The following is a 23,709-nucleotide window of genomic DNA, read 5'->3' as shown; positions in this document are numbered from 1 at the left end:
CGGTGCAGTAGTAGCTGGGAACGCGGGTTCTGAGACGTCGAAGAGGCCACCTCCGTCCTCTTCGCCGTTCTGCCTTGCAACGTCCACGCTCAGCGATTTTTCGACCCCCCCTGTACGCCCTCTATGAGCCGTTTTGACAGTATCCGAACGATCGCCTCGCGAGCGAGCGACGAACACATCACGTTCTACGCTTCCAGTATCGCGTACTATGCGTTCTTTTCGATCATCCCGTTGCTACTGCTAACGCTGGCGATCGGATCGTTCGTCGGCGAGGAAGCGTTCGCCGAGCGAATCATCGCGACGGTCGAAGAGCATCTCTCGGCGTCCGGCCGCGAGATCGTGAGTCAAACGCTCGAGAACCAATCAGGACAGGTCGGCGCGTCGATCGTCGGCGTTCTCGGATTGGCGTGGTCGGCGGTCAAAGTCGTTCGAGCGATCGACATGGCGTTCGACGAGGTCTACGCCGCGGACGTGGAAACCCCGTTCACACGGCAGATTATCGACGGACTCGTCGTGTTGGGGCTGGTCGGCGTCGGCGTAACGCTCATGATCGGAGCTGGAACGTTCATTAGTCAGCCGACGATGGTCGAGCTTCCGTACGTCGATATCGTCGGCTGGACCGTTTTGGTAGTTGGACTCACGATCGTGTTTCTCCCGGTGTATTACGTCATGCCACCCCAGCAGATGAGTCTCGCCGCAGCGCTGCCGGGAACGCTCGTCGTTTCCGTCGGGTGGCTGTTTCTCCAGGCCGGGTTCCAGCTGTACAGCAGATATGCCACCGGGTTCGAGGCGTACGGAGTCATCGGCGGCGTCTTGCTGTTCCTCACGTGGTTGTACTTCGCCAGTACCCTCCTTCTCCTCGGAGCGGTCGTCAATGCGGTCCTCGAACAGGACCTCAGGCGAACGTCTCCGGCCTGAGGTCGGGAGACGCCGGCGTGACGTACGGAGCTCCGTTCGAACCGGGAGAGACACGCCTCGTCCGGGTGTGCGGCCGTTCCAGGGCGGTGTTCGGAGATCGCACGCTGCCCGAAGCGCGAGCTACTCGCCCTCGTGCTCGAGCGTCGGCGCCGGCCTCGAACGCCCGTCCCGAACGCCGTCGGCCTCGTCGGTGTAGACCCCGTGTTCTCGCGGATAGTCCGCGTGGAGGTCCTCGCTGTAGACGTGGACCATCTCGGTGTCGGGGCCCTCGTCCATCGACTGACTGGTTGGGGGCGTCGTCTCGCCCGGTTCGGGACGGCCCTCGGGTTTCGGAATTTCGATCCGCTCGCGGAGGTCGGCCTCGACGTCCATCGCCAGCGTCGTCCCGAGTCGCAGGCTCTCGAGCAGCCGCCGCGAGGTGTCCTCGGTGAGGTACTCGCAGGCCGCCCGCACCTCGCCGGCCTCGAACAGTTTCCGAGCGTTCGTCTCGACGGCGTCCCGTTCCGCGAGCACCTCCCGCTCGAAGCCCTCGATGGCGCCCACCACGTCGGCGTAGAACGCCTCCGGATCGGCGGACGTGAAGTACAGCAGACGCTTGAATTCTCGGGTCGCGTACCGGGTGGCCTCCTGGAGCTTCCACTCCTCGTCGAGGAAGTTCGCGGCCGAGTTCGTGGTGAGATACCGGTGCTGGCGGAACTCGGGCGGGACCGACTCGACGCCGACGGGAATCGGGACGTACGGCGTCGTCGCGGCGCTCGTGACGGCGGTCCACAGCGTCTGGAGCTCCTCTCGAGTGTCGGGCCGCAGGTGGGCGACCTGGCCGTAGCCCGCGTGGTCGGTCGACCAGCGGGGATCCCGCACCAGCGCGAGCATGTCCTCGAGGCTGACCGGCGCCAGCTCCCGGAGCTCCGCTTCCCGTTCGGGCGGATAGCGTGCGGCCTGGTAGAACTCCGGCGCGTCGTACTCGTCGGCCTCGGCGGGGAACTCTCCCAGGCCGTAGACCTCGAACAGGTCGAGGGTGTCGCCCTCGCCGTCCCACCACCCCTGCTCTTCCGCGAACTCGACCAGCCGATCCGAGCCGATAAAGTCGGGATCGTCCTCGTGGTCGACCGGGAACTCGCGGATGTAGCCGAAATAGGACACCCGCACCTCGTCGGCGCCGAGCCGTTCGGCCGCCCAGAGATCGCCGTCTGGGTGGGCGAAGTTGATGAACACCCACCCCTCGTCCTCGTCGGCGAACAGGTGGGAGTTCCCGCCGTAGGTCGAGTAGCCGTGTTCGTCCATCAGCCCGCCGACGACCTCGACGGCCTCGCGGGCGCTCGAGGCCCGCTCCATCGCCGCCTTCGCGAGGTCGGAGTACTGGGGTCCAGTCTGGGGCGCCTCCTCCTCGGCCAGCTCGACGAGTTCGGCCCGCGAGGGCGACCAGATATCGCGGGCGGCGACGCCGTGCTCGTTGAGCCCGCCGTTGGTCAGCGGCGGCGGGAACCCCGCCCATTCGGAGTACATCGAGGCGACGTACTTGTTCGTCTCCGAGGCCTGCGGGATCTCGGTCAGCTCGCCGGGGATGTCGGCGTCCTCGGTGACGCCGACGGTCACCGTCGCATCCTCGGCGTGGTCCTGGCGGGGAACGATCTCGAGCCAGTGGCTCGAGGGCTCGTGGCCGAATCCCCCAAGCAGCGTCGAGCCGTCCTCGGTGAGCTCGCTGCCGACGTAGAAGCCGATGCTCTTCCCGTCGAGCGAGTGGGGGTCGCTCGGGCCCTCGAGGCCGGCATCCTCGACGCCGAACCCGCCTTCGCCCCGCCCGGCGCCGGCGAACAGCGCCGCGCTCACGCCCAGTGCTCCGAACCCGCGTCTCGAAAGTCGTCTCTTAGTCACGTACTGTCACTCCGTCGAGTACGTTCGACGAACCTCTCGATAATAGTTAGCAATGATAAGGAAAGGAGAACGTACTGCTCCGAACCGACGGACGAGCCCCGGGAAAGCTGACGGTCGGACGGATCCGTCGCGAGTGTCGGTTTCCGAGGAATCGTTACGATAGTTCATTTCAACTTAACTATGAGTCTTATGCGCGGCGATCCGCTCGCCCGAGACAGAATGCCACGAGAGAGTTGGGCGAGCCGGGCCGGGTTCATCCTGGCCGCAGTCGGGAGCGCGATCGGACTGGGGAACATCTGGCGGTTCCCGTGGGTGACCGCCGAGAACGGTGGGAGCGCCTTTCTGCTGTTGTACCTGCTCATCGTCCTTTTCGTCGGCGTTCCCGGGCTACTGGCCGCGTTCGTGATCGGCCGGCGCTCGAACCGGAACCCGGTCGGGGCGTTTAGATCGCTCGCGGGATCGCGGGCCTGGACGGCGCTCGGCGTGCTCTGTGTCGTCACCGCGATCCTGCTAATGTCGTTCTACAGCGTCGTCGGCGGGTGGATCCTCCGGTACTTCCTCGAGAGCGCGACCGGGGCGTACTTCGCCGATCCCGGGGCCCACTTCGAGACGATCAGCTACGGGGCCGAGGCGTTCGCCTACCAGCTCGCCGTCCTCGCGGCCACCGCGCTGATCGTCACCGCGGGTATCAGACGCGGCATCGAGGCGACGACGAAGCTGATGATGCCCGGCGTCGTCGTCCTGCTGATCGCTTTGGCCGTCTGGGCGGCCCGCCAGCCCGGCGCCGCGGCGGGGTACGAGTTCTACCTCGGGTTCGACGGAGCCTACCCTGCGGAGAACTTCCTGTCGGTGCTCGGATCGGCCGCCGGCCAGGCGCTGTTTACCCTCTCGATCGGCGGCGGGACGATGATCACCTACGCATCCTACGTCGACGACGACCGATCGCTGCCGCTCGACGCCTCGGCCATCGCCGTCCTCAACCTCGGTATCGGCGTGCTGGCCGGACTCGTGCTCTTTCCGCTGCTGTTTTCCTTCGCCGCCGGGCCGACCGAGGGCGGTCCCGGCGCCCTGTTCGTCGGCATGGCCGGTGCGTTCGCGAGCCTTCCCGGCGGGCGGATTCTCGGCCTGATCTTCTTCCTCGTCGTGTTGCTCGCGGCGCTGACCAGCCTGATCAGCATGCTCGAGATCCCGGTTTCGTTCCTGGTCGACGAGTTCGACCTCGAGCGCTCGACCGCGACTCGCGGACTGTTCGCCCTGGTCGCGGTCACCGGCGGCGTAAACGCGTTCAGTCCGGTCGTGTTTACGCTGTTCGCTGACCACCTCGTCGATCTGCTCCTGGTGCTCGGGCTGACCGGGTTCATGGTCTACACCGCCTGGGTCCTCGGACCGGAAGCGGTCGAGGAGCTCCGTAACGGTGCGGGGCCGATCTCGAGCCCGCTCGTGGTTCCCTGCGGTACGCGATCGGGACCGTCTTCCCGGCGTTTCTACTCTTTACGTTCTACGCCGACGTCTCGATCCTGGTCGGGCTCTCCATGGGGACGGAGCTACTGCTGGTCGTGACGCTGGCGACGGTAGTTCCGTTCGTCCTCCTGGCTCGCCGTTCCCACTCCGGGAACCACGGTCGACCGACTGAGAGCGCGGACTGACGATCAGTCAGTCGCTTCCGCGACCTGTTTCTCGCGTGGCGGTTCGACGACGTGTCGGTCGGGCAGATCCGGTTCGGGTTCCCGGCCGACCGTAAAGAACCGCTCGGTGCGAGTCAGCTCCTCGGAGGCCGGGCTCGGTTTCGTCATCCGTTCGTACTCGACGGCGACGCCCTCGGAGTCGGCCGAGATGCGGACGGCCGGCAGCTGGTAGGACGGGTAAAACACCGGCGGGAGGAGCCCGATGATTCCGTCCCGGCGGTGGAGTCGCTTGAGCCAGGTTCCGGTGTTGACCAGCAGTCCGCCGTCGACCTCGCGGACGCCCGGTCGGTGGGTGTGCCCGTAGCAGAAGATCGTCGTTCCCGGCTGCTCGGAGAAGATCTCCCGGGCAGCGCTCTCGTAGGGCCGCTGGGGATCGACGGTGAGTTCGGTCTCGAAGACCCCGAAGCGGTCGACGGTCTTCCGGATATCCCGGCGAATGAAGTACAGCGGGATCCCGACGAGCGTCAGCAGCCCGCCGACGGTGACGTTTAACGCGAGAAAGAACCAGGCCGCCGTCCCGGCAGCACCGAACTGGCCGAGGAAGGCTTCGGTTCGGTCGACGGGCATCGACCAGATCCCCGCGAGATCGAGCCCCGCGAGCACCGCGAGGATGACGCTGATGTTGAACAGTAACAGGAACGGGAACATCGAGTACCGCAACAGCGGGTTCATCTCCCGATAGAAGTACTTCGAGAGGAGCCAGACGGGCATCCGTTCGGTCGGGGTCACCGCCTGGACGTCTTTCATCCAGTTGTACCGTCCCCGATCGGAGAGCTGGCCCGCTCGGCTCGTGACGAGGGTGTTGTAGTAGTAGCCGAGCGGCGTCGCGTGGGGGTTGCCCCAGTCCTCGATCCGGTTGTTGGCGTCGTGCTGGTGGCCGTGCTCGAAGTGGATCGCCTGGTCGCCGATCTCCCGGCTGATCCATCGGTCCTGGACAAGCTCGACGTTGTACTCGGCGAAACGCTCGACGTACTCGTCGTAGGCTGCCAGCTCGTGGTCGTGGTTGCCCGGCAACAGCGTGATCGGCACGTTCTCGCCGGTCGCCCGGAACTGTTCGAACAGCGTCGGATAGGTGCGCTCGAGCACCTCGAACTTCTCGATCCCCTCGACGGTCGTAAACTCCCAGAGCCCGAACGCGTCGCCGTTGATGATCAGCTCGGCGTTCTCGTCGGTCTCCTCGAGTCGCTCGAGGAACTCGAGCAGTTCGTCGAGAAACTCGACGTCCTCGAGCTGTTCGTCGCCGCCGATGTGGAGGTCGCTGATCACGTAGTAGACCCGATCACCGGTCTCGGTGGCCATCATCTTCACACCTCGTCGCGGTCGCAAAAGTTTTGTCGTCCGTCGCTCCTCGTGGGCTACCCCCGTCCCCTGTCTCAGAGGGAGGCGGACGCGACCGGAGCGGTCGTCGGTAGTCTCGTTTGCCCTTCCATCTAGGTGACAACGGAATAATATAACTTTGTGAACGCCTCAATCCGTGAAGATCGTAACTAACGATAATACAGTTTAGTCGATTGGTCCAACCGGCATGTTCGACAGTTCACGGCGGGACGTCCTGAAGTACAGCGGGGTCGCGGCCGTCGCGGCCGGCGGGGTCGGAACCGGAACGGTAAGCGGGGGCGAGGGAGCGACGGACGACGACGGTAACGGCGTTCCGGGCACCCTCGAGCGACTCGGCCACGACTTCCTCGAGAACCCGCCCGGAATATATACCTACGGCGCGGTACGCGACGATGGGAAGTACGCCGTAATGGGCGGCTACTACGGTGAGGGCGGGAGTTTCCTCGTCGACCTCTCGGATCTGGAGAACCCCGAGCAGGCCCACCGGGTCCCCTCGGCCAACACGAACCGCCAGAACGACGTGAAGTTCGACCCCCGCGACGGGCTCTACTACCGGACCCTCGAGCCCAACGTCGACGACGCCGAGATGGGATTTCAGGTGATCGACTACGGCTACGACGTCGGAACCGTCGAGGAGCCCGAGACCGTCGCCACCGTCGAGACGCCCCGAACCGGCGTCCACAAGCTCGAGGAACACCCCGAGGAGCCCATTCTGTACCCGATCGACAAGGACGGCGAAGAACCGGGCATCCTCATCTACGACGTGAGCGATCCGACCGAGCCCGAGCACCTCTCGGAGTTCGGCCCCGACGGCTACTGTCACGACCTCGAGGTCGACCCCCACCGGGACCTCATCCACGCCGCTTACATCGGGGGCGACTTCGTCGGCTACGTCATCTTCGACGTTAGCGACCCCTACGAGCCCGAGGAACTCTCGCGGATCGACTACGCCGAGTTGCCCGACTACGAGGAAATCGGCGAACCGGGATTCCAGAGCTGCCACCAGGCGAGTTTCGACCCCGAGCGCGACCTCGCGGTGGTCGGCGACGAGATCGGGTCGGGGATTCCGGGCGGCAAGCACGTCTACGACATCGGCTGGGACGAGGGCTCGCCCGAGGATCCGATCCACATCGGCTTCACTCACTCGCCGAACGCGAGAGAGCAGGGCGAGGACGAACCGTTCTTCTGGACGACCCACTTCCACAACGTCGTCCCCTGTGCGGGCGGGATCACGCTGCTGGTTGACGGCGGCTACCACGAGGGCGTCTGGGTCGCCGACATTACCGATCCGCGGAACCCGACTCACGCCCAGAGCTACCCGACCCACGAGGATGAGGATCTGATCCCCCAGCTCGGAAGCGGGCCCGTCGTCGACATGCTCGATGCGGTCCATCCGCCGTTCGTCTGGTCGATCGAGTACAACGAGGCCAGGAACTTCGTCTTCGCCAGCGACTCGCTGACCGGCGCGTACACGTTCGAGCTCTCGCCCGAGCGCTTCGAGTTCCGAACGATCCTCGAGGAGATCAAACACACCTACGAGCCCCGCGACGAGGTCGGCGCGGACGGGCTCGAGCTGGCCCACCACTACCATGCCGAGCACGCGACGGTGCCAAACACTGGCGGCGAGGAGATGACCGAGGAGGCCCTCGCCGAGGTCGAGGCCGTCGCCGAGGAGGAGGGCGTCGAAGTCGAGGAGTTCGAGATGGCTCACCACTGATCGCCGACGGACGGATTCGATACGACTCCCGAGCGGTGGGCGCGCTACAGGCGAGATAGCAAGCCCAACATCTACCGGGTAACGCGAGCTATCACCGGTATGGTCAGAATCTCGACGATCGTCATCGTACTCGCGATCGTGCTCGGTATCGGCCTCCTGCCGATCCCCGTCATCCCCGGCGTGGGGATCCTCGTCGGCCTCACGGGGATCGTGCTGGGAATTATCCTGCGGTTGCTCGGGTACTAGCTCGGCGGTACAACGTCCCGACCCCCGATCCTAACGACGCCCGTTTTTCGCACCGACTCGTTCGAAGCAGCCGTCGGCTCGAGCGCTCGGCGCTGCTCTCCGAGGTGCCGAACGATCGGGCGACTCAGTGCTCGACGAATTCGAGCAGGATCCCGCCCGTGTCCTTCGGGTGCAAGAACGCGACCGTGTGGCCCCACGCGCCGGGACGGGGCTGCTCGTCGACGAGGGCGACGTCGTGCTCGCGGGCGCGCTCGAGCGCCGCCTCGATGTCGTCGGTCGCGAGCGCGAGGTGGTGGATCCCCGGTCCGTTCGACTCGAGGTAGTCGGCGATCGTCCCCTCCTCGACGGGCTCGAGCAGCTCGAGGTAGCCGTTCCCGCAGTCGAGGAAGACGACCTCCATCCCGTCGAACGTCTCCTCGTGAACGGTCTCGAGGCCGAACAGCTCGCCGTACAGCGCCGCAAGCTCCGCGGCGTCGTCGGTTGCGATCCCCGCGTGGTCGATGTGCATCGGGAGGCGGGTTCGAGCCCGCGGGGCCTGAGTGTTGTCCTTCCGGCGACGATCTCGTGCGGTTTACCGGACGTCGTTTCCGGCGCAACCGCGACCCGAGCGGTGGTTGCGCCGGTAAACCGCTACAGCAATCCCTATCACTCGCCGACGGCCGGAAGGGTGAACGAAAACGTCGATCCCTCACCGGGTTCGGATTCCACCCGGATCTCGCCGCCGTGGCGCTCGACGATCCGTTCGCAGAGCGCGAGTCCGATCCCGGTACCGTCGTGGTCGCCGCGACCGTGCAGCCGCTGGAACATCTCGAAGATCTGCTCGCGCTCGTCGGCCGGAATGCCGATCCCCTCGTCGCGAACCGAGAGCTCCCACTGTGAGCCGCGTCGTTCTGCCGAGACGTGGATTCGGGGCGGGCCGTGGCTGTACTCGATCGCGTTGTCCAGCAGGTTCTGGAACACCTGTCGGAGCTGGCTCTCGTCGCCCTCGACGGTCGGCAGGGGATCGGCGGTGACCTCGGCGTTCGTCGCCGCGATTCGCATCTCGAGATCCGATCGGACGTCCTCGAGGACGGCGTCGAGATCCACCGGCTCCAGCGGATCGCCCCGCGTCTTCACCCGGGCGTAGGCGAGCAGGCCGTCGATCATGTTGCGCATCCGTTCGGCTCCCTCGAGGGCAAAGGCGAGGAACTCCCGGCCGTCCCCGTCGAGGTCGTCCGCGTACCGCCGTTCGATGAGCTGGAGGTAGCTCGAGACCATCCGAAGGGGCTCCTGAAGGTCGTGGGAGGCGGCGTAGGCGAACTGCTCCAGACGTCGGGTTTCGGCCCGGAGCTCGTCGATGTACTCCCGGCGCTCGAAGTGAAACTTCGCGAGCGTCGCGAGCGTGTCGATCAGCTCCTGTTCCTCGTCGATAAACGCGTTCGTCTCCTCCTCGGACGGAGGGGCCGTGAACCCGACGTCGATCGTGATCGGCGTTCCGTTGGCCGTGCTCGCACGGGAGGTGATCATCCGTTCGAACGATTCGTTCGTTCCGGTTACGGCCTCCCGGTTTCCGAACGAGATCCGCGCGGCGGTTCGCTCGGGGAACCGGAACGACTGCGGGAGTTGCGCGACGAACTCCTCGAGCAGCTCCTCGACCGGTCGGTCGCCGGTCTCGAGCAGATTCGTGGCGAGCTTGACGGCCGTGAGCTCCTTCTCGCGCTCCTCGAGTTCCCGCTTTCGTCGCTCCGCCAGCTCCTTGAGGTCGGTAATGTCGGTCGCGGTGACGACGACCTGCTCGGGCGGTCCCTCGTCGGTGCCGATCGGCGTGGCGTTTATCGAGAGCCACGTCCGTCCGCCGTCGCCCCGGTCCAGACGGATCTCCCGATCGTACACGGGCTCGCCCGTTTCGAAGACGCGGCTTGCGGGTCGTTCCTCGACGGACAGCAGCCGACCGTCTCGGTCGTACATGTCCCGTTGACCCGCGGTGTACTCCCCGCTTTCCGCCGGGGGTACGTCGAGCAGGGTGGCCATCCGTTCGTTCGCCCGGCTGGTCGACCCGTCGGGGTTGACGACCGCGATGCCGACCGGGCTCGTCTCGAGGATCCGCTCGACTAGGTCGCGCTCGCGCTGGAGCTGCTGCTCTCGCTCCCGTCGCTCGGTCATGTCGCGGGTGACCTTCGCGTACCCCTGGAGTTCGCCGTCCTCTCTGATCGCCGTGAGCGTCACGCTCGCCCAGAACGTCGAGCCGTCCGCGCGGACGCGCCAGCCCTCGTCCTCGGAGGTCCCCTCCGTCCTGGCCTGTTTCAAGTTCCGCGCCGGAACGTCGGCCGCTCGATCGGCGTCGGTGTAGAATACCGAGAAGTGCTCGCCGCGGATCTCCGACGCGTCGTACCCCTTGATCCGTTTCGCCCCCTCGTTCCAGCTCCGTACCCGTCCCTCGGGGTCGAGCATGAAGATGGCGTACTCGTCGACTGCGGTGACCAGCGATTCGAACCGCCGCTCGCTCTCGCGGCGCGCCCGCTGTGACTCCTTTCGATCGGTGATATCGTAGTACAGCTCGACGCGACCGCCGGCGTACCGACCGGACTCGATCGGCTTGCTCCGGTGCTCGAGCCAGCGCCCCTCGCGCCCGGGGCCGGGCGTCACTCGGCACTCGAACTGCTCGACTGAGCTGTTGTCGTCGTACGTGGCCAGGACGGTTTCCGCGAACCCCTCCGGATCGGAGAGTCGGTCGCGGATCGTCTCCCCGATGACCGCTCGCTTGCTCCGCCCGATGACGTCGTTTCGCTCGATCCCGAAGTACCGCTCGACGGTTTCGTCGGCCCAGACGACGTCGAACGACTCGTCGAGGACGAACACCCCGACGTCGGCCTCGTCGATAACCGACGAGATCGAGTCGTACGTCTCCCAGACGGAGGTCGGCTGATCGCGTTCGCGGTCGGGTGTCTCGCGGACGACGCCGGCAACGCCCTCGAACTCGCCGTCCTCCTCGAGGACGCTGAACCTGACCTCACAGGGGAGGCTGTCACCGTCGGCGGTCTCGATCGCGAGATCGAACGTCGCCTCGGCGTCCTCGACGGTCTCGAGGCGCTCGTGGAGTTCCCGCTCGAAACGGGCGGTATCGTACTCGTCGAAAACGACCGAGACGTGCTCACCGAGCAGCTCCTCGCGGTCGTACCCTGTCCACCCGAGAACGGTGTCGTTGACCGCGACGAACCGGTTGTCGGCGTCGAGCTGATAGATGCCGTCGCCGATCGCGTTCACTACTGTTCGATACTGCTCCGGCGAGACTCCTCCGGCCGTGCTCTCCCGATCCGCCTCGTCAGGTGCCCCCACACCATCGCACATATGCGTTCAGTAACGGGTGAGTCGGATAAGTTCTTGCACGACCGTCAGTCGAAGCCGAGCTTGGATGCGATTCTCGCGGTGAGACGCGGATCCGTCAGCTCGAACACCGTCCGCATCTCCTCGCCCGAGAGCTCGAAGTCGAAAACCTCGGCGTTCGCCTCGAGGTGATCGCGACTCGAGGCCTTCGGGATCGCCGCCACGGCGGGCTGTTGGGCGAGCCACCGGAGCGCGACCTGGGATGCCGACTTGCCGTGTCGCTCGCCGATCTCCGCGAGGCGCTCGTCGCCGACGACGGCCCCTTCGGCCAGCGGGCTGTAGGCGGTCAGGCAGACGTCGTTGTCGACGCAGTACGAGAGCAGCTCGTCCTGTCGGTGGTAGGGGTGGTACTTCACCTGGTTGGCGACGATCGGCGTCGCCGACAGCTCCCGAGCGCGCTCGAGCTGGGCGACCGAGAAGTTGCTGACGCCGATATGGTCGACCCGACCCTCCTCCTGGAGGTCGTTCATCGCGTCCAGCGTCTCCTCGAGGGGCGTGTGGTCGCGGGGCGCGTGGATCAGGAGGAGATCGACCGTCTCGACGCCCAGTCGCTCGAGGCTCCGGCGGGTCGACTCGAGGACGGCATCGCGAGCGAGGTTGTCCGTATCGACCTTGGTCACGACGAAGACGTCCTCGCGGGGGACGTCGCTCGCCGCGAGCGCGTCGCCGACCGCGTCCTCGTTGTCGTACATCTGGGCGGTGTCGAGGTGGCGGTAGCCGACCTCGAGGGCGGCCGCGACCGCCCGCCGGCACTCGTCGCCGGTCATCCGTGCCGTCCCGAATCCGAGCGCCGGAATCGCCGCGTTTCCGGCGTCGATAGTGTGGCTGTCGGTCACGCCGGTTCGTTCGATACCGACGGGCTTCAGTCCTTCCCGCTCGCCCGCGAAACCGGTCTCGAGGTCGTCTCCTCGGCCGTGTCGACCTCGGTACGAGAGTTTAGCTTTCCATCCTAGACACCTAGTTTCGAGCCTAGTCGTAACCCTTTAGGAATATATAGTTGGCTAGCTTCAACCCTCGAAAAGGTTTTATGGACGGTCGTGCAGGAACGTGCTATGGTTGGAACCGAGGTACCGTGCGTCCCCAAGGTCTGTGCGTACATCACCCGCAACGATCGCGAACTGCTCACGTTCGAGGCGAACGGTCACGACGGCCTCCAGGTCCCCAAGGGGACGATCGAACCCGGCGAATCACCTCTCGAGGCGCTCCGCCGGGAGGTCAGAGAGGAGAGCGGGCTCACCGAGTTTGAGTCGGTCGGACGTCTGGCAGACGACGTCTGGGTACGTCGGCTCTCGCCGCCGAAGCTCTACCGTCGTCACTTCTTTCACGTCTCCGTCGAGGAGGACCGAGACGCCTGGACCCACGTCGTCACCGGCGAGGGCGAAGAGCGCGGGATGGAGTTCGAGTACACCTGGCGGGAGCTCCCGACCGACCGGGAGTTTGCCCTCTCGCTCGACGACTACGTCGACCGACTCGAGCCGGTCGCGCTCCATCGGGTGACGCTCGAGTCGGCTTAGACCGCGCTGCCGGGCTGGTACTCGCCGAACTCCTCGCGCAGGACGTTACAGATCTCGCCGACCGTCGCGTACGCCTTGACTGCGTCGACGATGTGCGGCATGACGTTCTGTCCGCCGCGTGCGGCGTCCCGTAGCGACTCGAGGGCCGCGTCGACGGCTTCGTCGTCCCGGTTCTCGCGGACCGACTCGAGTCGGTCGACCTGTCGTCGTTCGTCCTCCTCGGTGACCTCCTCGACGTCCATCTCTGGGTCCTCGTCGACTTCGAACTCGTTGACGCCGACGATGACCCGCTCTTTCTCCTCGATCTCCTTCTGGCGGTCGAAGGCCGTATCCTGGATCTGGCGCTGGACCCACTGCTGGTCGACGGCCTCGAGCATCCCGCCGCGCTCGTCGACCTCCTCGAGGATCTCGTAGGCGTCGTCCTCGACGTCGTCGGTCAGGGACTCGACGTAGTAGCTGCCCGCGAGCGGATCGATCGTGTCGGCCGCGCCGGACTCGTGGGCGAGGATCTGCTGGGTCCGCAGCGCGGTCCGCACCGACTCCTCGGTCGGCAGGGCGAGCGCCTCGTCTTTCCCGTTGGTGTGCAGCGACTGAGTGCCGCCAAGCACCGCCGCGAGCGCCTGGTAGGCCACCCGAACGACGTTGTTCTCGATCTGCTGGGCGGTGAGCATCGAGCCCGCGGTCTGGGTGTGGAACTTCAGCTGCTTCGATTTCGGGTCGTCGGCGTCGAAGCGCTCCTCCATGATGTCGTGCCACATCCGTCGCGCGGCGCGGAACTTCGCGACCTCCTCGAAGATGTTGTTGTGCCCGTTGAAAAAGAAGGAGAGCCGGGGTGCGAAGTCGTCGACATCGAGACCGGCCTCGAGCGCGGCCTCGACGTACTGAATGCCGTTGCCGAGGGTGAAGGCGAGCTCCTGGGCCGCCGTGGAGCCGGCCTCGCGGATGTGGTAGCCCGAGATCGAGATCGTGTTGAACTTCGGGGTCTCTGCGGCACAGAACTCGAAGATGTCCGTGATGATCCGCATCGACGGCTCGGGCGGGTAGATGTAGGTGTTGCGCGCGATGTACTCCTTCAGGAGGTCGTTCTGAATCGTCCCTCGAAGCTCCGCGCGGTCGACGCCCTGCTGGTCGCCCACCGCGATGTACATCGCCAACAGCACGGACGCGGGCGCGTTGATCGTCATCGAGGTCGAGACCTCGTCCAGGGGGATGCCGTCGAAGACGGTCTCCATGTCCGCCAGCGAGTCGATCGCGACGCCGGCCTTGCCGACCTCGCCGGCGGCCATCGCGTCGTCCGAATCGTACCCCATCTGGGTCGGCAGGTCGAACGCCATCGAGAGCCCGGTCTGGCCCTGGTCGAGCAGGTAGTGGTAGCGCTCGTTGGTGTCCTCGGGCGTCGAAAAGCCGGCGTACTGGCGCATCGTCCACAGTCGACCTCTGTACCCGGTGGAGTACACCCCGCGCGTGTACGGCGGCTCGCCGGGGTTGCCCAGATCCTCCCCGTAATCGAGATCGTCGACGTCAGCGGGGGTGTAGAGGCGGTCGACCTCCTGGCCGCCCGTGTCGGTCGTAAACCGATCCTTGCGCTCGCCGAAGCGCTCGAGCACCGGCTCGACCTCCTCCTCGTGCCACTGCTCGTGGCTCTCGCGGATCTCCTCGAGTTCATCGGGATCGAACATTATCGTTACCGTCGGTCGGCGTCGGCTTCAACCTTTTCGAGTTGCGACCGAGAAGAGATCGTCCGAAGTCGGAAACTGAAGCGATTACGGCGTCGAATACGCGGTCGACTCAGATCACGTCGACGTCGTCGATGTCCGGATCACCGCCTCCGGTAAGCGCCGTTCGGTAGGACGCGTCGATCACGCCGTTTCTGAGCGTGACGTCGGAGCGCCGAACGCTGACGCACCCACCGCCGGCGGTGGTGATGTCCTCGACGTCGAAGTCCTCGATCGTCAGTCCGCGGTTGTTCGTGCTGCTGGTCTCCGTACAGCGGATCGCCGGAGCCTCGACGTCGGACCCGCAGAACAGGTCGAGCCCCTTGATGTGCCCGCCGTCGGCGTCGCTGTTGACCCTGACGATGTCGTTCTGGGCGTCGGTGCCGTCGATCTCGATCCGTTCGGCGATCGCCTCGCCGCCGTTGAGCCAGAGGCCGGCTCCGGGGTAGGTCTGGTCCGAGCCCCCGTCGAGGAGGATCTTGCAATCGCGGGCCTCGTCCGCGGCGCCGATCCGGATGTTCCCGTTCCCGCAGTTGACCGCCATGCTGTGCTCGACGAAGTTTTCACCCTCGCTGTTTCGAACGTAGAGGCCGTTGTCGACGTAGTCCTCGACGTAACAGCGGTCCCAGATGTTGATCCCTTCGTGCGGCGGGTCGGCGCTGCAGCCGATCGAGTGACCGACCGACGGCTCGTCCGGGTCGGTGACCTCGCCGTCGGGGAGCCCGAAGTTGCGGATCAGCGAGAGCGCGTTCGGATCGCGGGTGTTGATCATACAGGTGTACCGGTCACCGCCCTGTGGACCGTGTCGCCAGCGCTCGCCCACGAGCTCGACGTTGTCGAGTAGACAGCGACCGACGTGTGCGCTGATTAGCCCGGCGTCTCGCTCCCGCTCGTCGTCGATATCGACGTCGAGGTTCCGGAGCGCGACGTGTTTCGGCGGGTTGTCGGTCGCCCATCGACCGAACAGGAACGCGATGTCGACACCGTGGTCGCGGACTTCGAGCGTCGCCCGCGGCTCGCCCCGGATCTCGAGGAACTCGACCGGGTCCAAGACCGCGAACTCGGTGTTCCAGGTGTAGCGTCCCATCGGCAGCACGAACTCGTGGTTGACCGTGTTTTGGGAGTCGATATACGAGAGGATCTCCGCCGCCAGATCGCCGCTCTCGTTGATCGAGGACTCGTCGGCCACGTTGACCGTCGTTACGTCGTCGGGACGAGTCATCAGGTCCGCCATGAGTCCGTTGGTCGCCGGCGTCGGAGCCGACTCCGGCTCCGGCTCCGGCTCGTGTTCCTGCGGCTCGGTCGGCTCGATCCGCTCGAGACAGTAGCGGTAGCTCTCGGACTCGTAGTCGCCGCCGTAGATCCCGTGTGTCGCCTCGAGGAAATCGCTCTCGATCGGATACTCGATCGCGGTTCGGCCGCGAACGTAGCTCTCGCCGTCGGCGTCGAGGAGGACGCTGTAGGCTTCGTCGGCCTCGAGTTCACCGTTGAGTACGAACGAGTCGCCGGCCTCGAGATCGCCGATCGAGCGCTCGTCGAGCACGTCGCCGCCGTCGTCGGTGAGGTACGCCGTCGTGACGCCGTCGGTCTCCGCCGAGAGCCGACACTCGAGCGCGTCGACGCTCTCGGTCGCGACCAGTCGGACGCCGGAGCGGTCGTCCAGCGAGCTCCAGGACTGTCCTTCCTCGTCGTCGCCGAGTTCGAGCGCGGGAACCTCCGGTTCGGTCGGCTCGCTCTCGGTCTCGTCCGACGAGGCCGAGCCGCCCTCGACGACGATCCGGTCGAGACAGTACCGGTAGTCCTCCGACTGAACGTAGCCGCCGTAGATCCCGTCGGTCACCTCGAGGAGGTCGCCGTCGATCGGGTAGTCAGCCCCGGCTCGGCCGCGGACGTAAGTGTCACCCGCCGCGTCACAGACGACCCAGCAGACGTCGTCGGCTTCGAGGTCGACGTCGAAGGCGAACGTGTCGCCCGCCTCGAGGTCAGCGATCGACCGCTCGTCGAGGATATCGTCCTCGGAAGGGGTGGCCGTCGTCACGTCGTCGGTCGTGAGGTACGCCGTCGTGACACCCTCGGTTTCGGCCGAGAGCCGACACTCGATGCGATCGAGGTCGTCGCTCGCCCGGATACGAACGCCCGAGGGGCTGTCGAGGGAATCCCTGGACTGGCCCTCCTCGTCGTCGCCGAGATCGATCGTCTCGACCTCGGGTTCGGATTCGGGCTCGGATTCGGATTCCTCGTCGTCCTCAATCGGCACCTCGTACTCCCGCTCGGCGCCGATCCGCTCGACGCAGTAGCGGTAGCTCTCGGACTCGTACTCGCCGCCGTAGATCCCGTGGGTAACCACCAGCAGGTCGTCCTCGAGGGGGTAGTCGGCCGCGGCCCGGCCGCGAACGTAGCTCTCGCCGTCGGCGTCGAGCAGGATACGGTAGGCCTCGTCGGCTTCGAGGTCGGCGTCGAAGGCGAACGTGTCGCCCGCCTCGAGATCGTCGACCGACTGTTCCTCGAGCACCGATCCCGAGTCGTCGGTCAGTGCCGCCGTCGTGACGCCGTCGGTTTCGGCCGAGAGCTGACCCGTTACCGTCGAGAGGTCCTCTTCGGCCCGGAACCGAACGCCGGAGCGGCGGTCCAGCGTACTCCAGGACTGGCCCTCCTCGTCGCTCCTGAGGTCGAGTTCGGTTTCTTCGGTCTCGGTCTCGTAGCCACCCGAGCCCGTGCTCTCGACGGAGAGCCGATCGAGACAGTAGCGGTAGCTGTCGGTCTCGAGGTAGCCGCCGTAGATCCCGTCGGTGACCGAAAGCAGGTCGTCCTCGAGGGGGTAGTCGGCCGCGGCTCGGCCGCGGGCGTAGCTCTCGCCGTCGGCGTCGCAGACGATCCAGTACGCCTCGCCGGCGTCGAGATCGGTTTCAAGAGAAAACGTCTCGCCGGCTTCGAGGTCGTCGATCGATCGTTCCTCGAGGGTATCGCCGTCGTCGTCGGTGAGGTACGCCGTCGTCACGTCCTCGGTCTCCGCCGAGAGTCGGCCCGTTACCGTCGAGAGGTCCTCCTCGGCCCGGAACCGAACGCCGGACGGCTGATCCAGCGATCCCCAGGACTGGGCCTCCTCGTCGTCGCCGAGATCGATCGTACTCTCCGCCGAGTCGGACTCCTCGGGTTCGGACTCCTCGGGCTCGCTCGGTTCGGAGTCGGCGATCGAAACGGTGATTCGATCGACGCAGTAGCGGTAACTCTCGGACTCGTAGTCGCCGCTGTAGATCCCCTGGGTCGCCTCCAAGACGGCGCTCTCGAGCGGGTAGTCGGCCGCAGTTCGACCGCGGACGTAGCTCTCGCCGTCGGCGTCGAGAAGAATCCCGTAGGCCTCGCCGGCTTCGAGGTCGGCGTCGAAGGCGAACGTATCGCCCGCCTCGAGATCGTCGACCGACTGCTCCTCGAGGACGTCGCCGTCGCCGTCGGTCAGTGCCGCCGTCGTGACGCCGTCGGTCTCCGAGGAGAGTCGACACGTGACGTCGTCGACGGCCTCGTCGACTCGGAACCGGACGCCGGAGGGCTCGTCGAGCGAACTCCAGGCCTGGCCCTCCTCGTCGCTTCCAAGGTCGAGCGTGTCCGTCTCCGGGTCCTCGTCCGTCGACTCGGTCTCGCTTTCGAAGCTGGTCTCCGGAACCGTTCCGGCGTCAGCGGGCCCGATCCTGTCGATACAGTACCGGTAGCTGTCGGAGAGCTGGCCGCTGCCGTAGATTCCATCGGTGACCGAAAGCGACTCCGACTCGAACGGGTAATCGACCGCGGCCCGCCCGCGAACGTAGCTCCGCCCCCGGGCGTCGAAGACGACCCGGTAGGTCTCGTCGGCCTCGAGTTCCGTTTCGAAGGCCACGGTGTCGCCCGCCTCGAGGACCGCGATCGTCTGTCGCTCGATGACGTCCCCCGAATCGGTAGTCAGATACCCGGTAACGAGCCCTTCCGACCGCTCCGAGAGTCGACACTCGAGGCCGTCGACGCGCTCGGTCGTCTGCAGTCGAACGCCCGAACGGTCGTTCAGTGATCCCCAGGACTGTCCCTCGTCGTCGGTCTCGAGGTCGATCGCGTCCTCACGTTCCGCGCTTTGCACCGGCCCGACTCGATCGATACAGTATCGGTAGCTGGTCGACTCCGCACCGTCTCCGCTGAATATCCCGTTCGTGACCGTCAACAGGTCGTTCTCGATGGGGTACTCGACCTCGGCTCGTCCACGGACGAAGTCCCGTCCGCGGGCGTCGCAGACGACCCAGTAGGTTTCGTTAGCTTCGAGTCGAGCGTCGAAGGCGAACGTCTCTCCCGGGTCGAGCGCCGCGATCGTTCGTCGCTCGAGAACTGTTCCGGAATCCGTGGTTAGATAAGCCGTGACGAGTCCCTCGCTCTTTTCGGAGATCCGGCACTCGAGGCCGTCGAGACTCTCGGCGGGAACGAACGTGAACCCGGATCGGTTGCTCTGGTTGTGCTGTGCTTCGTCGTCGCTGTCGAGATCGAGCGTTTCTGCGGCGCTATCGATCCCGTCCCCATCGACGTCGGCGGTTCGGTTGTGTACTTGTGGTGTCATCGTTTCGCGTTTTCGCTTCCGTTGGTCGTGTGTAGTAATTTCGAGCTGCTGTCCTTCCTTGATCTTAGTCGGCTCAGGCTGGTTTCAGATTTTGTTGGTCGTTTTAGATATAATATAACTGCAGCAATATAAACATTCAGGAAATAAATACAATCAGGATGGAGAAACTATCGTCTACGAAGACAAGGTAATTACGTGATATGTATAAGTCTTCTAGAAGCGCCGTCGGTACGGGCCGATACGTCCGACTTGGCAGTTCGGCGCTTCGACAACCCGTCCGAATCAGACGAACGCGAGCGGAAACATGACGAGTACGCCGACGGCGGCGCCGGCCGCCAGTTCGGGTTTCCCTCCTCGTGGCAGTTCCTCGCCGATCGCCAGCGCCTCCGGGACGAACTCCGTGAGAACGAGGTAGATCATCGCCCCCGCGGCGAAGCCGAACCCGAACGGAAGAAACTCTCGGGCGACCTGGACGAACCCGAACGCGAGGACGGCCCCGATCGGTTGCGGAAGGCTCGAGAAGATCGCCCACCAGACCACCTTCCAGTTCGCCACCCCGAGTGACTTCAGCGGGATCGAAATTGCGGTCCCCTCGGGAACGTTGTGGATCGAGATCGCGACCGTCATGAACACCGCCAGCAGCGGGACTGTAAAGCCGAGCAGGGAAACGCCTCCCTCGAGGCCGAGATCGGCGAAGGAGACGCCGACGGCGATCCCCTCAGGGAAGCTGTGGACTGTCAACACCCCCAGGATGAGAACGAGTTTCCTGAAGTCGGCCTCCTCGTACTCGTGGGGGTCGATGTCGGCGTCGACGATGACGTCCTTGGCGAGGACGACGAGGACGACCCCCGCGGCGACGCCGACGGAAATCTCGAGGGGCGTCCCCGCCGCGAGCCCCTCCTCGAGGAGGCCGAAGATCGACGCCGAGACCATGATTCCGGACGAAAAGCCCCAGAGAACGACGTTCCGTCGGTCACTGATCTCGTCGAGGAAAAAAAGGGAACCGCGCCGAGGCCGGTTGCTAACGCGGTGACCAGCCCCGCGACGAACACCAGCGCGAGGTTCTCGGGGGGGACCATTCGGGCGAAGTATCGCTTCGGGACCGATTATCGCTCGATCGTCCGGACCGACACCACCGGAACCGGCGCGGTGCCGATCACCCGCTGGGAGACGCTTCCGGCGACGACTCGATCGAGTCCCGAGCGACTCTCCGTGCCGACGACGACGAGGTCGACGTCGCGCTCGTCGGCGTAGGCGACGATCTCCCGATGGGGAACGCCCCGCTCGATCGCGCGCTCGGTCTCGAGGCCGCGCTCGCTCGCCCGTTCGGCGATCGCGCTCGTCGAACGTTCACCGATCTCCTCGAGCGCTTCGAGAACGATGCTCGTATGGGAGTGCACGTCGTCGACGACGGACACCGCGTGGACGCGCGAGTCGTAGGCCGCCGCGAGCTCGAGGCCCCGATCGACGGCCGCCTCCACTCCCGGTCGGCCGTCGGTCGCGATGAGTACGTCGTCGATCGTCCCGGCCGGCTCGGAGACGGTCGCGTTGACGGTCAACACCGGACATCGCGCTTCGCGAACGACCGCGATCGCGACGCTGCCCATGAGCCAGCGCTCCAGTCCGGTTCGGCCGTGGGTTCCCATGACGATCAGCTCGACGTCGCACTCGTCGGCGCACTCGAGCAGCTCCCGTCTGGGCCGACCGGAGCGAACGCTCGTCTCGACGGTGAGACCCCGGTCGTGACAGTCACGTTCGACGCGCTCGACGTACGTCCGGTGGCGCTCGTGGACCGACTCGTCGTCGACGTCCGCCCGGTCGACGACCGAGACGACGTGAACGGTCGCCTCGAGCCGTTCGGCGATCTCGAGTCCGCGGTCGGCGGCGGTCGCCGCGATATCGCTGCCGTCCGTTGCGACGAGAATCTCCCCGTACATCGCAGAGGAGTACGGTTGCAACTCCTATGAACGTGGGGTAGAGTACCACGAACTCTGTCGTTTGTCCGGCTGCTCAGTCGGTGTCTCGAGTTCGGCAGCGACCGGAGCGCCGACGAAACGCTCGAGACGCGTCGCTCGTGGGGCCAGCCGTCGTCGAAAAATCGTCGTCGAAACCGCGGCCGTCAGTAGAACTCGCGGACGAGGTCCATCGCGTCCTCGGGGGCGCCGTCGGGAATCTCGGACATGTCCTCGGTGACGCCGTGTTGTTCGTTGTACGGCACCGAGTTCTCGTTCTGGTACATCACGCCCTGGTACTCCTTCTCGCTGTCGAGGATGACCTCCTTCGCGGCCTCGTAGTCGTTCGGGTCGTGGTCCTCGTCCTCTTGGAGGTCGACCAGCGAGTCGCGGAAGTAGTCGTAGGTGTCGACGTCGTTGAACGTCACGCACGGACTGAACACGTTGACGAAGCCGAACCCGTCGTGTTCGATCGCCTTCTGGACGATCTCCTGGTGGCGCAGGGCGTCGGACGCAAACGACTGCGCGATGAAGGAGGCCCCGGAGGCCAGCGCGAGCGCGAGCGGGTTGACAGGGGGCTGTTTGGGGCCCTCGGGGGTCGTCGAGGTCTCGAAGTCCGACCGCGAGGTCGGCGAGGCCTGGCCCTTCGTGAGCCCGTAGATGCGGTTGTCCATGACGACGTAGCTCATGTCGACGTTCCGGCGGACGGCGTGGACGAAGTGGCCGGCGCCGATCGAGTAGCCGTCGCCGTCACCGCCGGCGACCATCACTTCGATATCGGGCCGGGACATCTTGACTCCCTGTCCGACTGGGAGTGCGCGGCCGTGAACGCCGTGGAGGGCGTAGCTGTGCATGTAGGTCCCGATCTTGCCGGAACAGCCGATCCCGGCGACGACGAACGTGTTGTCGGGGTCGTTGCCGGTCTCGGCCAGTGCTTTCATCATGCCGTTCATCGTCCCGAAGTCGCCGCATCCGGGACACCAGGTCGGCTGCTTGTCGGATTTAAAGTCTGTGAATCTAACGTCGGAGCTCATTGTGCGGGCACCTCCTCGGTGAGTTTGGTCGTAATCTCTTCGGCCAGCTCGTCCGCCTTGAAGCGGACGCCGGTGTACTTGTTGATGCGTTTCACGCGGGTGAGGACGTCGTGTTCGATCACGTCCGCGAACTGGCCCGTCGCGTTACACTCGACGACGATCGTCTCCTCGGCGGCCTCGATCTCGTCGGAGAGGTCGGGTCGCGGGAAGATGTAGGGGACCGAGATGACGCGGACGTCGACGTCTTCGTCCTCGAGGTACTCGAGGGCTTCGACCAGCGCACCCTCGTTCGACCCCCAGGAGAGGACGAGGTTCTCCGCATCGGGGTTGCCGAACTCGCGGTACTCCCACTCCTCCTCGTTCTTTGCGGTCTCGACCTTGCGGTTTCGCTTGTCGACCTGCTGGACGCGAACCTCGGTCTCCTCGGTTCGGCGGCCGAGCTCGTCGTGCTCGAGACCCGTACTCATATGGGCGCCGTCGGTCGTCCCGGGGATGGACCGCGGGCTGACGCCGTCCTCGGTCGCAGCGTGTGCACGGAAGCGACCCTGGCTGTCGAGCCACTCCTGGACCTCGTCGTCGTCGACGAGTTTGCCGCGGTCGATCTCGACGGCGTCCATGTCGAACGCTTCCGGCGGGAACGTCTGCTCGGTGACCGACATCGCCAGGTCGGAGACGAGGAAGACGGGCGTGTTGTACTTCTCGGCGAGGTTGAACGCCTCGATCGTCTTCCAGAAGCACTCGGTGATCGAAGTGGGCGCGACGACGAAGCGGGGAATCTCGCCGTGGCCGCCGTACAGGGCCATGTTCAGATCGCCCTGCTCCTGTTTGGTCGGCATCCCCGTCGAGGGACCCGATCGCATGACGTCACAGATGACCATCGGCGTCTCGCTGGTCGCGATCAGGCCGAACGTCTCGGTCATCAGGTCGATTCCGGCGCCGGAGGTCGCGGTCATCGAGCGCGCACCCGCGCGGGCGGCGCCGAGCGACATGTTGATCGCCGAAAGCTCGTCCTCGGCCTGGACGACGTGGCCGCCGTACTCCTCGATCCGCCCCGTCAGGTACTCCATTATCGAGGTCGCGGGCGTGATCGGGTAGCCCGCGTAGAAGCGGCAGCCGGCGGCGATCGCACCCATGCCGATCGCCTCGTTGCCGTTAAGCAGGACGTAGTCGTTGTCGGTCGTCTCCATGTCGTAGCCGAGATCCTCGACCTCGTAGTTCTCCTGAACGTACTCCTGGCCCAGGCGGGCGGCCTCCTTGTTGTTCTCGACGATCTGGGTCCCCTTGCCGCCGAAGCGCTTCTCGAGGGACTCGTCTAAGTACTCGACGTCGAAGCCGGTGATCTCGCAGGCGGCACCGAGCGCGACGATGTTGCGCATGATCGCCCCGCCGGCGTCCTCGGCCAGGGACTTCAGCGGGACGTCGATCCCCCTCATCTCCTCGGGAATTTCGGCGTCCCAGGAGCGTTCGCCGTCGTAGATGATCGCGCTGCCGTCGTGGAGTTCGTCGAGATTCTCGTCGATCGTTCGCTGTGTGAGCGCGACGAGGATGTCGAGTCGGTCGACGACGCTCTGGACCTCGTCGACGGACGTTCGGATCTTGTAGGCCGTGTAGCCGCCACGGATCCGAGACGCGAAGTCCTTCGAGGTGAATACGTGTCGCCCGGCACGCGAGAGCGCTTGAGCGAAGATTTTACCCGTGGAGTCGATGCCGTCGCCAGCCTCGCCTCCGATCGCCCAGTTGAGGTCCGCTGCCATGTTATGCAGCACCTTGCTCCCAGTA

At 65.5% G+C, this 23,709-nt stretch carries 14 protein-coding genes and 2 pseudogenes; 5 read left to right on the top strand and 11 right to left on the bottom strand.

Annotation, left to right across the window (positions count from 1 at the left end; all coding sequences use genetic code 11):
* Window positions 1-123: 123 nt before the first annotated feature.
* On the top strand, window positions 124-918 hold the full coding sequence (locus tag ACFEMD_RS14945) for a YihY/virulence factor BrkB family protein (protein ID WP_394741880.1): 795 nt from the start codon (window positions 124-126) through the stop codon (window positions 916-918).
* A gap of 120 nt (window positions 919-1,038) precedes the next feature.
* Here ACFEMD_RS14945 and ACFEMD_RS14940 read toward each other — a convergent pair whose 3' ends face one another.
* Window positions 1,039-2,793 (bottom strand): C69 family dipeptidase, encoded by a 1,755-nt coding sequence (locus tag ACFEMD_RS14940; RefSeq protein ID WP_394741879.1) that lies wholly within the window; start codon window positions 2,791-2,793, stop codon window positions 1,039-1,041.
* A 219-nt stretch (window positions 2,794-3,012) separates the two neighbouring features.
* Here ACFEMD_RS14940 and ACFEMD_RS14935 point away from each other — a divergent pair.
* A pseudogene (locus ACFEMD_RS14935) lies at window positions 3,013-4,439 on the top strand (sodium-dependent transporter).
* Window positions 4,440-4,442: 3 nt separating this feature from the next.
* On the opposite strand, the gene ACFEMD_RS14930 reads toward ACFEMD_RS14935, so the two are convergent.
* Complete coding sequence (locus ACFEMD_RS14930; RefSeq protein WP_394741878.1) at window positions 4,443-5,777, bottom strand: metallophosphoesterase; 1,335 nt, start codon at window positions 5,775-5,777, stop codon at window positions 4,443-4,445.
* A gap of 226 nt (window positions 5,778-6,003) precedes the next feature.
* Here ACFEMD_RS14930 and ACFEMD_RS14925 point away from each other — a divergent pair, with 226 nt between their 5' ends.
* Both ACFEMD_RS14925 and ACFEMD_RS14920 read left to right on the top strand, forming a co-directional pair.
* A complete protein-coding gene (locus ACFEMD_RS14925) occupies window positions 6,004-7,533 on the top strand; it encodes an LVIVD repeat-containing protein (protein ID WP_394741877.1) in 1,530 nt (509 codons plus the stop codon).
* A gap of 99 nt (window positions 7,534-7,632) precedes the next feature.
* The gene (locus ACFEMD_RS14920; protein ID WP_278293320.1) at window positions 7,633-7,779 is read left to right on the top strand and encodes a hypothetical protein; all 147 of its coding nucleotides are present in this window, start codon (window positions 7,633-7,635) and stop codon (window positions 7,777-7,779) included.
* 124 nt (window positions 7,780-7,903) lie between these two features.
* Here ACFEMD_RS14920 and mce read toward each other — a convergent pair whose 3' ends face one another.
* From mce to ACFEMD_RS14905, 3 genes are all read right to left on the bottom strand, one after another.
* Window positions 7,904-8,287 (bottom strand): methylmalonyl-CoA epimerase, encoded by a 384-nt coding sequence (mce, locus tag ACFEMD_RS14915; protein WP_394741875.1) that lies wholly within the window; start codon window positions 8,285-8,287, stop codon window positions 7,904-7,906.
* 137 nt (window positions 8,288-8,424) lie between these two features.
* Window positions 8,425-11,106 (bottom strand): PAS domain-containing sensor histidine kinase, encoded by a 2,682-nt coding sequence (locus ACFEMD_RS14910; RefSeq protein ID WP_394741874.1) that lies wholly within the window; start codon window positions 11,104-11,106, stop codon window positions 8,425-8,427.
* 44 nt (window positions 11,107-11,150) lie between these two features.
* Window positions 11,151-11,978: an aldo/keto reductase gene (locus ACFEMD_RS14905; RefSeq protein WP_394741872.1), complete on the bottom strand. Its 828-nt coding sequence runs from the start codon at window positions 11,976-11,978 to the stop codon at window positions 11,151-11,153.
* Window positions 11,979-12,194: 216 nt separating this feature from the next.
* On the opposite strand from ACFEMD_RS14905, the gene ACFEMD_RS14900 reads away from it, so the two are divergent.
* A complete protein-coding gene (locus tag ACFEMD_RS14900; RefSeq protein ID WP_394741871.1) occupies window positions 12,195-12,656 on the top strand; it encodes an NUDIX hydrolase in 462 nt (153 codons plus the stop codon).
* On the opposite strand, the gene ACFEMD_RS14895 is transcribed toward ACFEMD_RS14900, so the two are convergent.
* The 6 genes and pseudogenes from ACFEMD_RS14895 to ACFEMD_RS14870 all read right to left on the bottom strand — a co-directional run bounded on the left by ACFEMD_RS14895 (window position 12,653) and on the right by ACFEMD_RS14870 (window position 23,684).
* Window positions 12,653-14,335 (bottom strand): acyl-CoA mutase large subunit family protein, encoded by a 1,683-nt coding sequence (locus ACFEMD_RS14895; RefSeq protein ID WP_394741870.1) that lies wholly within the window; start codon window positions 14,333-14,335, stop codon window positions 12,653-12,655. The two genes, ACFEMD_RS14900 and ACFEMD_RS14895, sit on opposite strands and share 4 nt — an antisense overlap.
* A gap of 109 nt (window positions 14,336-14,444) precedes the next feature.
* Window positions 14,445-18,944, bottom strand: coding sequence for a hypothetical protein (locus ACFEMD_RS14890; RefSeq protein ID WP_394741869.1), 4,500 nt, complete (start codon window positions 18,942-18,944; stop codon window positions 14,445-14,447).
* A gap of 282 nt (window positions 18,945-19,226) precedes the next feature.
* A pseudogene (locus ACFEMD_RS14885) lies at window positions 19,227-20,023 on the bottom strand (ZIP family metal transporter).
* 27 nt (window positions 20,024-20,050) lie between these two features.
* Window positions 20,051-20,881 carry a universal stress protein gene (locus ACFEMD_RS14880; protein WP_394741868.1) on the bottom strand — a complete coding sequence of 277 codons (831 nt, stop codon included), beginning with the start codon at window positions 20,879-20,881 and terminating at the stop codon, window positions 20,051-20,053.
* A 182-nt stretch (window positions 20,882-21,063) separates the two neighbouring features.
* A complete protein-coding gene (locus ACFEMD_RS14875) occupies window positions 21,064-21,930 on the bottom strand; it encodes a 2-oxoacid:ferredoxin oxidoreductase subunit beta (protein WP_394741865.1) in 867 nt (288 codons plus the stop codon).
* Window positions 21,927-23,684 (bottom strand): 2-oxoacid:acceptor oxidoreductase subunit alpha, encoded by a 1,758-nt coding sequence (locus tag ACFEMD_RS14870; protein ID WP_394741864.1) that lies wholly within the window; start codon window positions 23,682-23,684, stop codon window positions 21,927-21,929. The genes ACFEMD_RS14875 and ACFEMD_RS14870 overlap by 4 nt, the downstream gene beginning before the upstream one ends.
* Between the last annotated feature and the right edge of the window lie 25 nt (window positions 23,685-23,709).

The organism is Natronococcus roseus, from assembly GCF_043677095.1.
Lineage (GTDB): Archaea > Halobacteriota > Halobacteria > Halobacteriales > Natrialbaceae > Natronococcus > Natronococcus roseus.
This window is presented reverse-complemented; position numbering and strand designations above follow the sequence as displayed.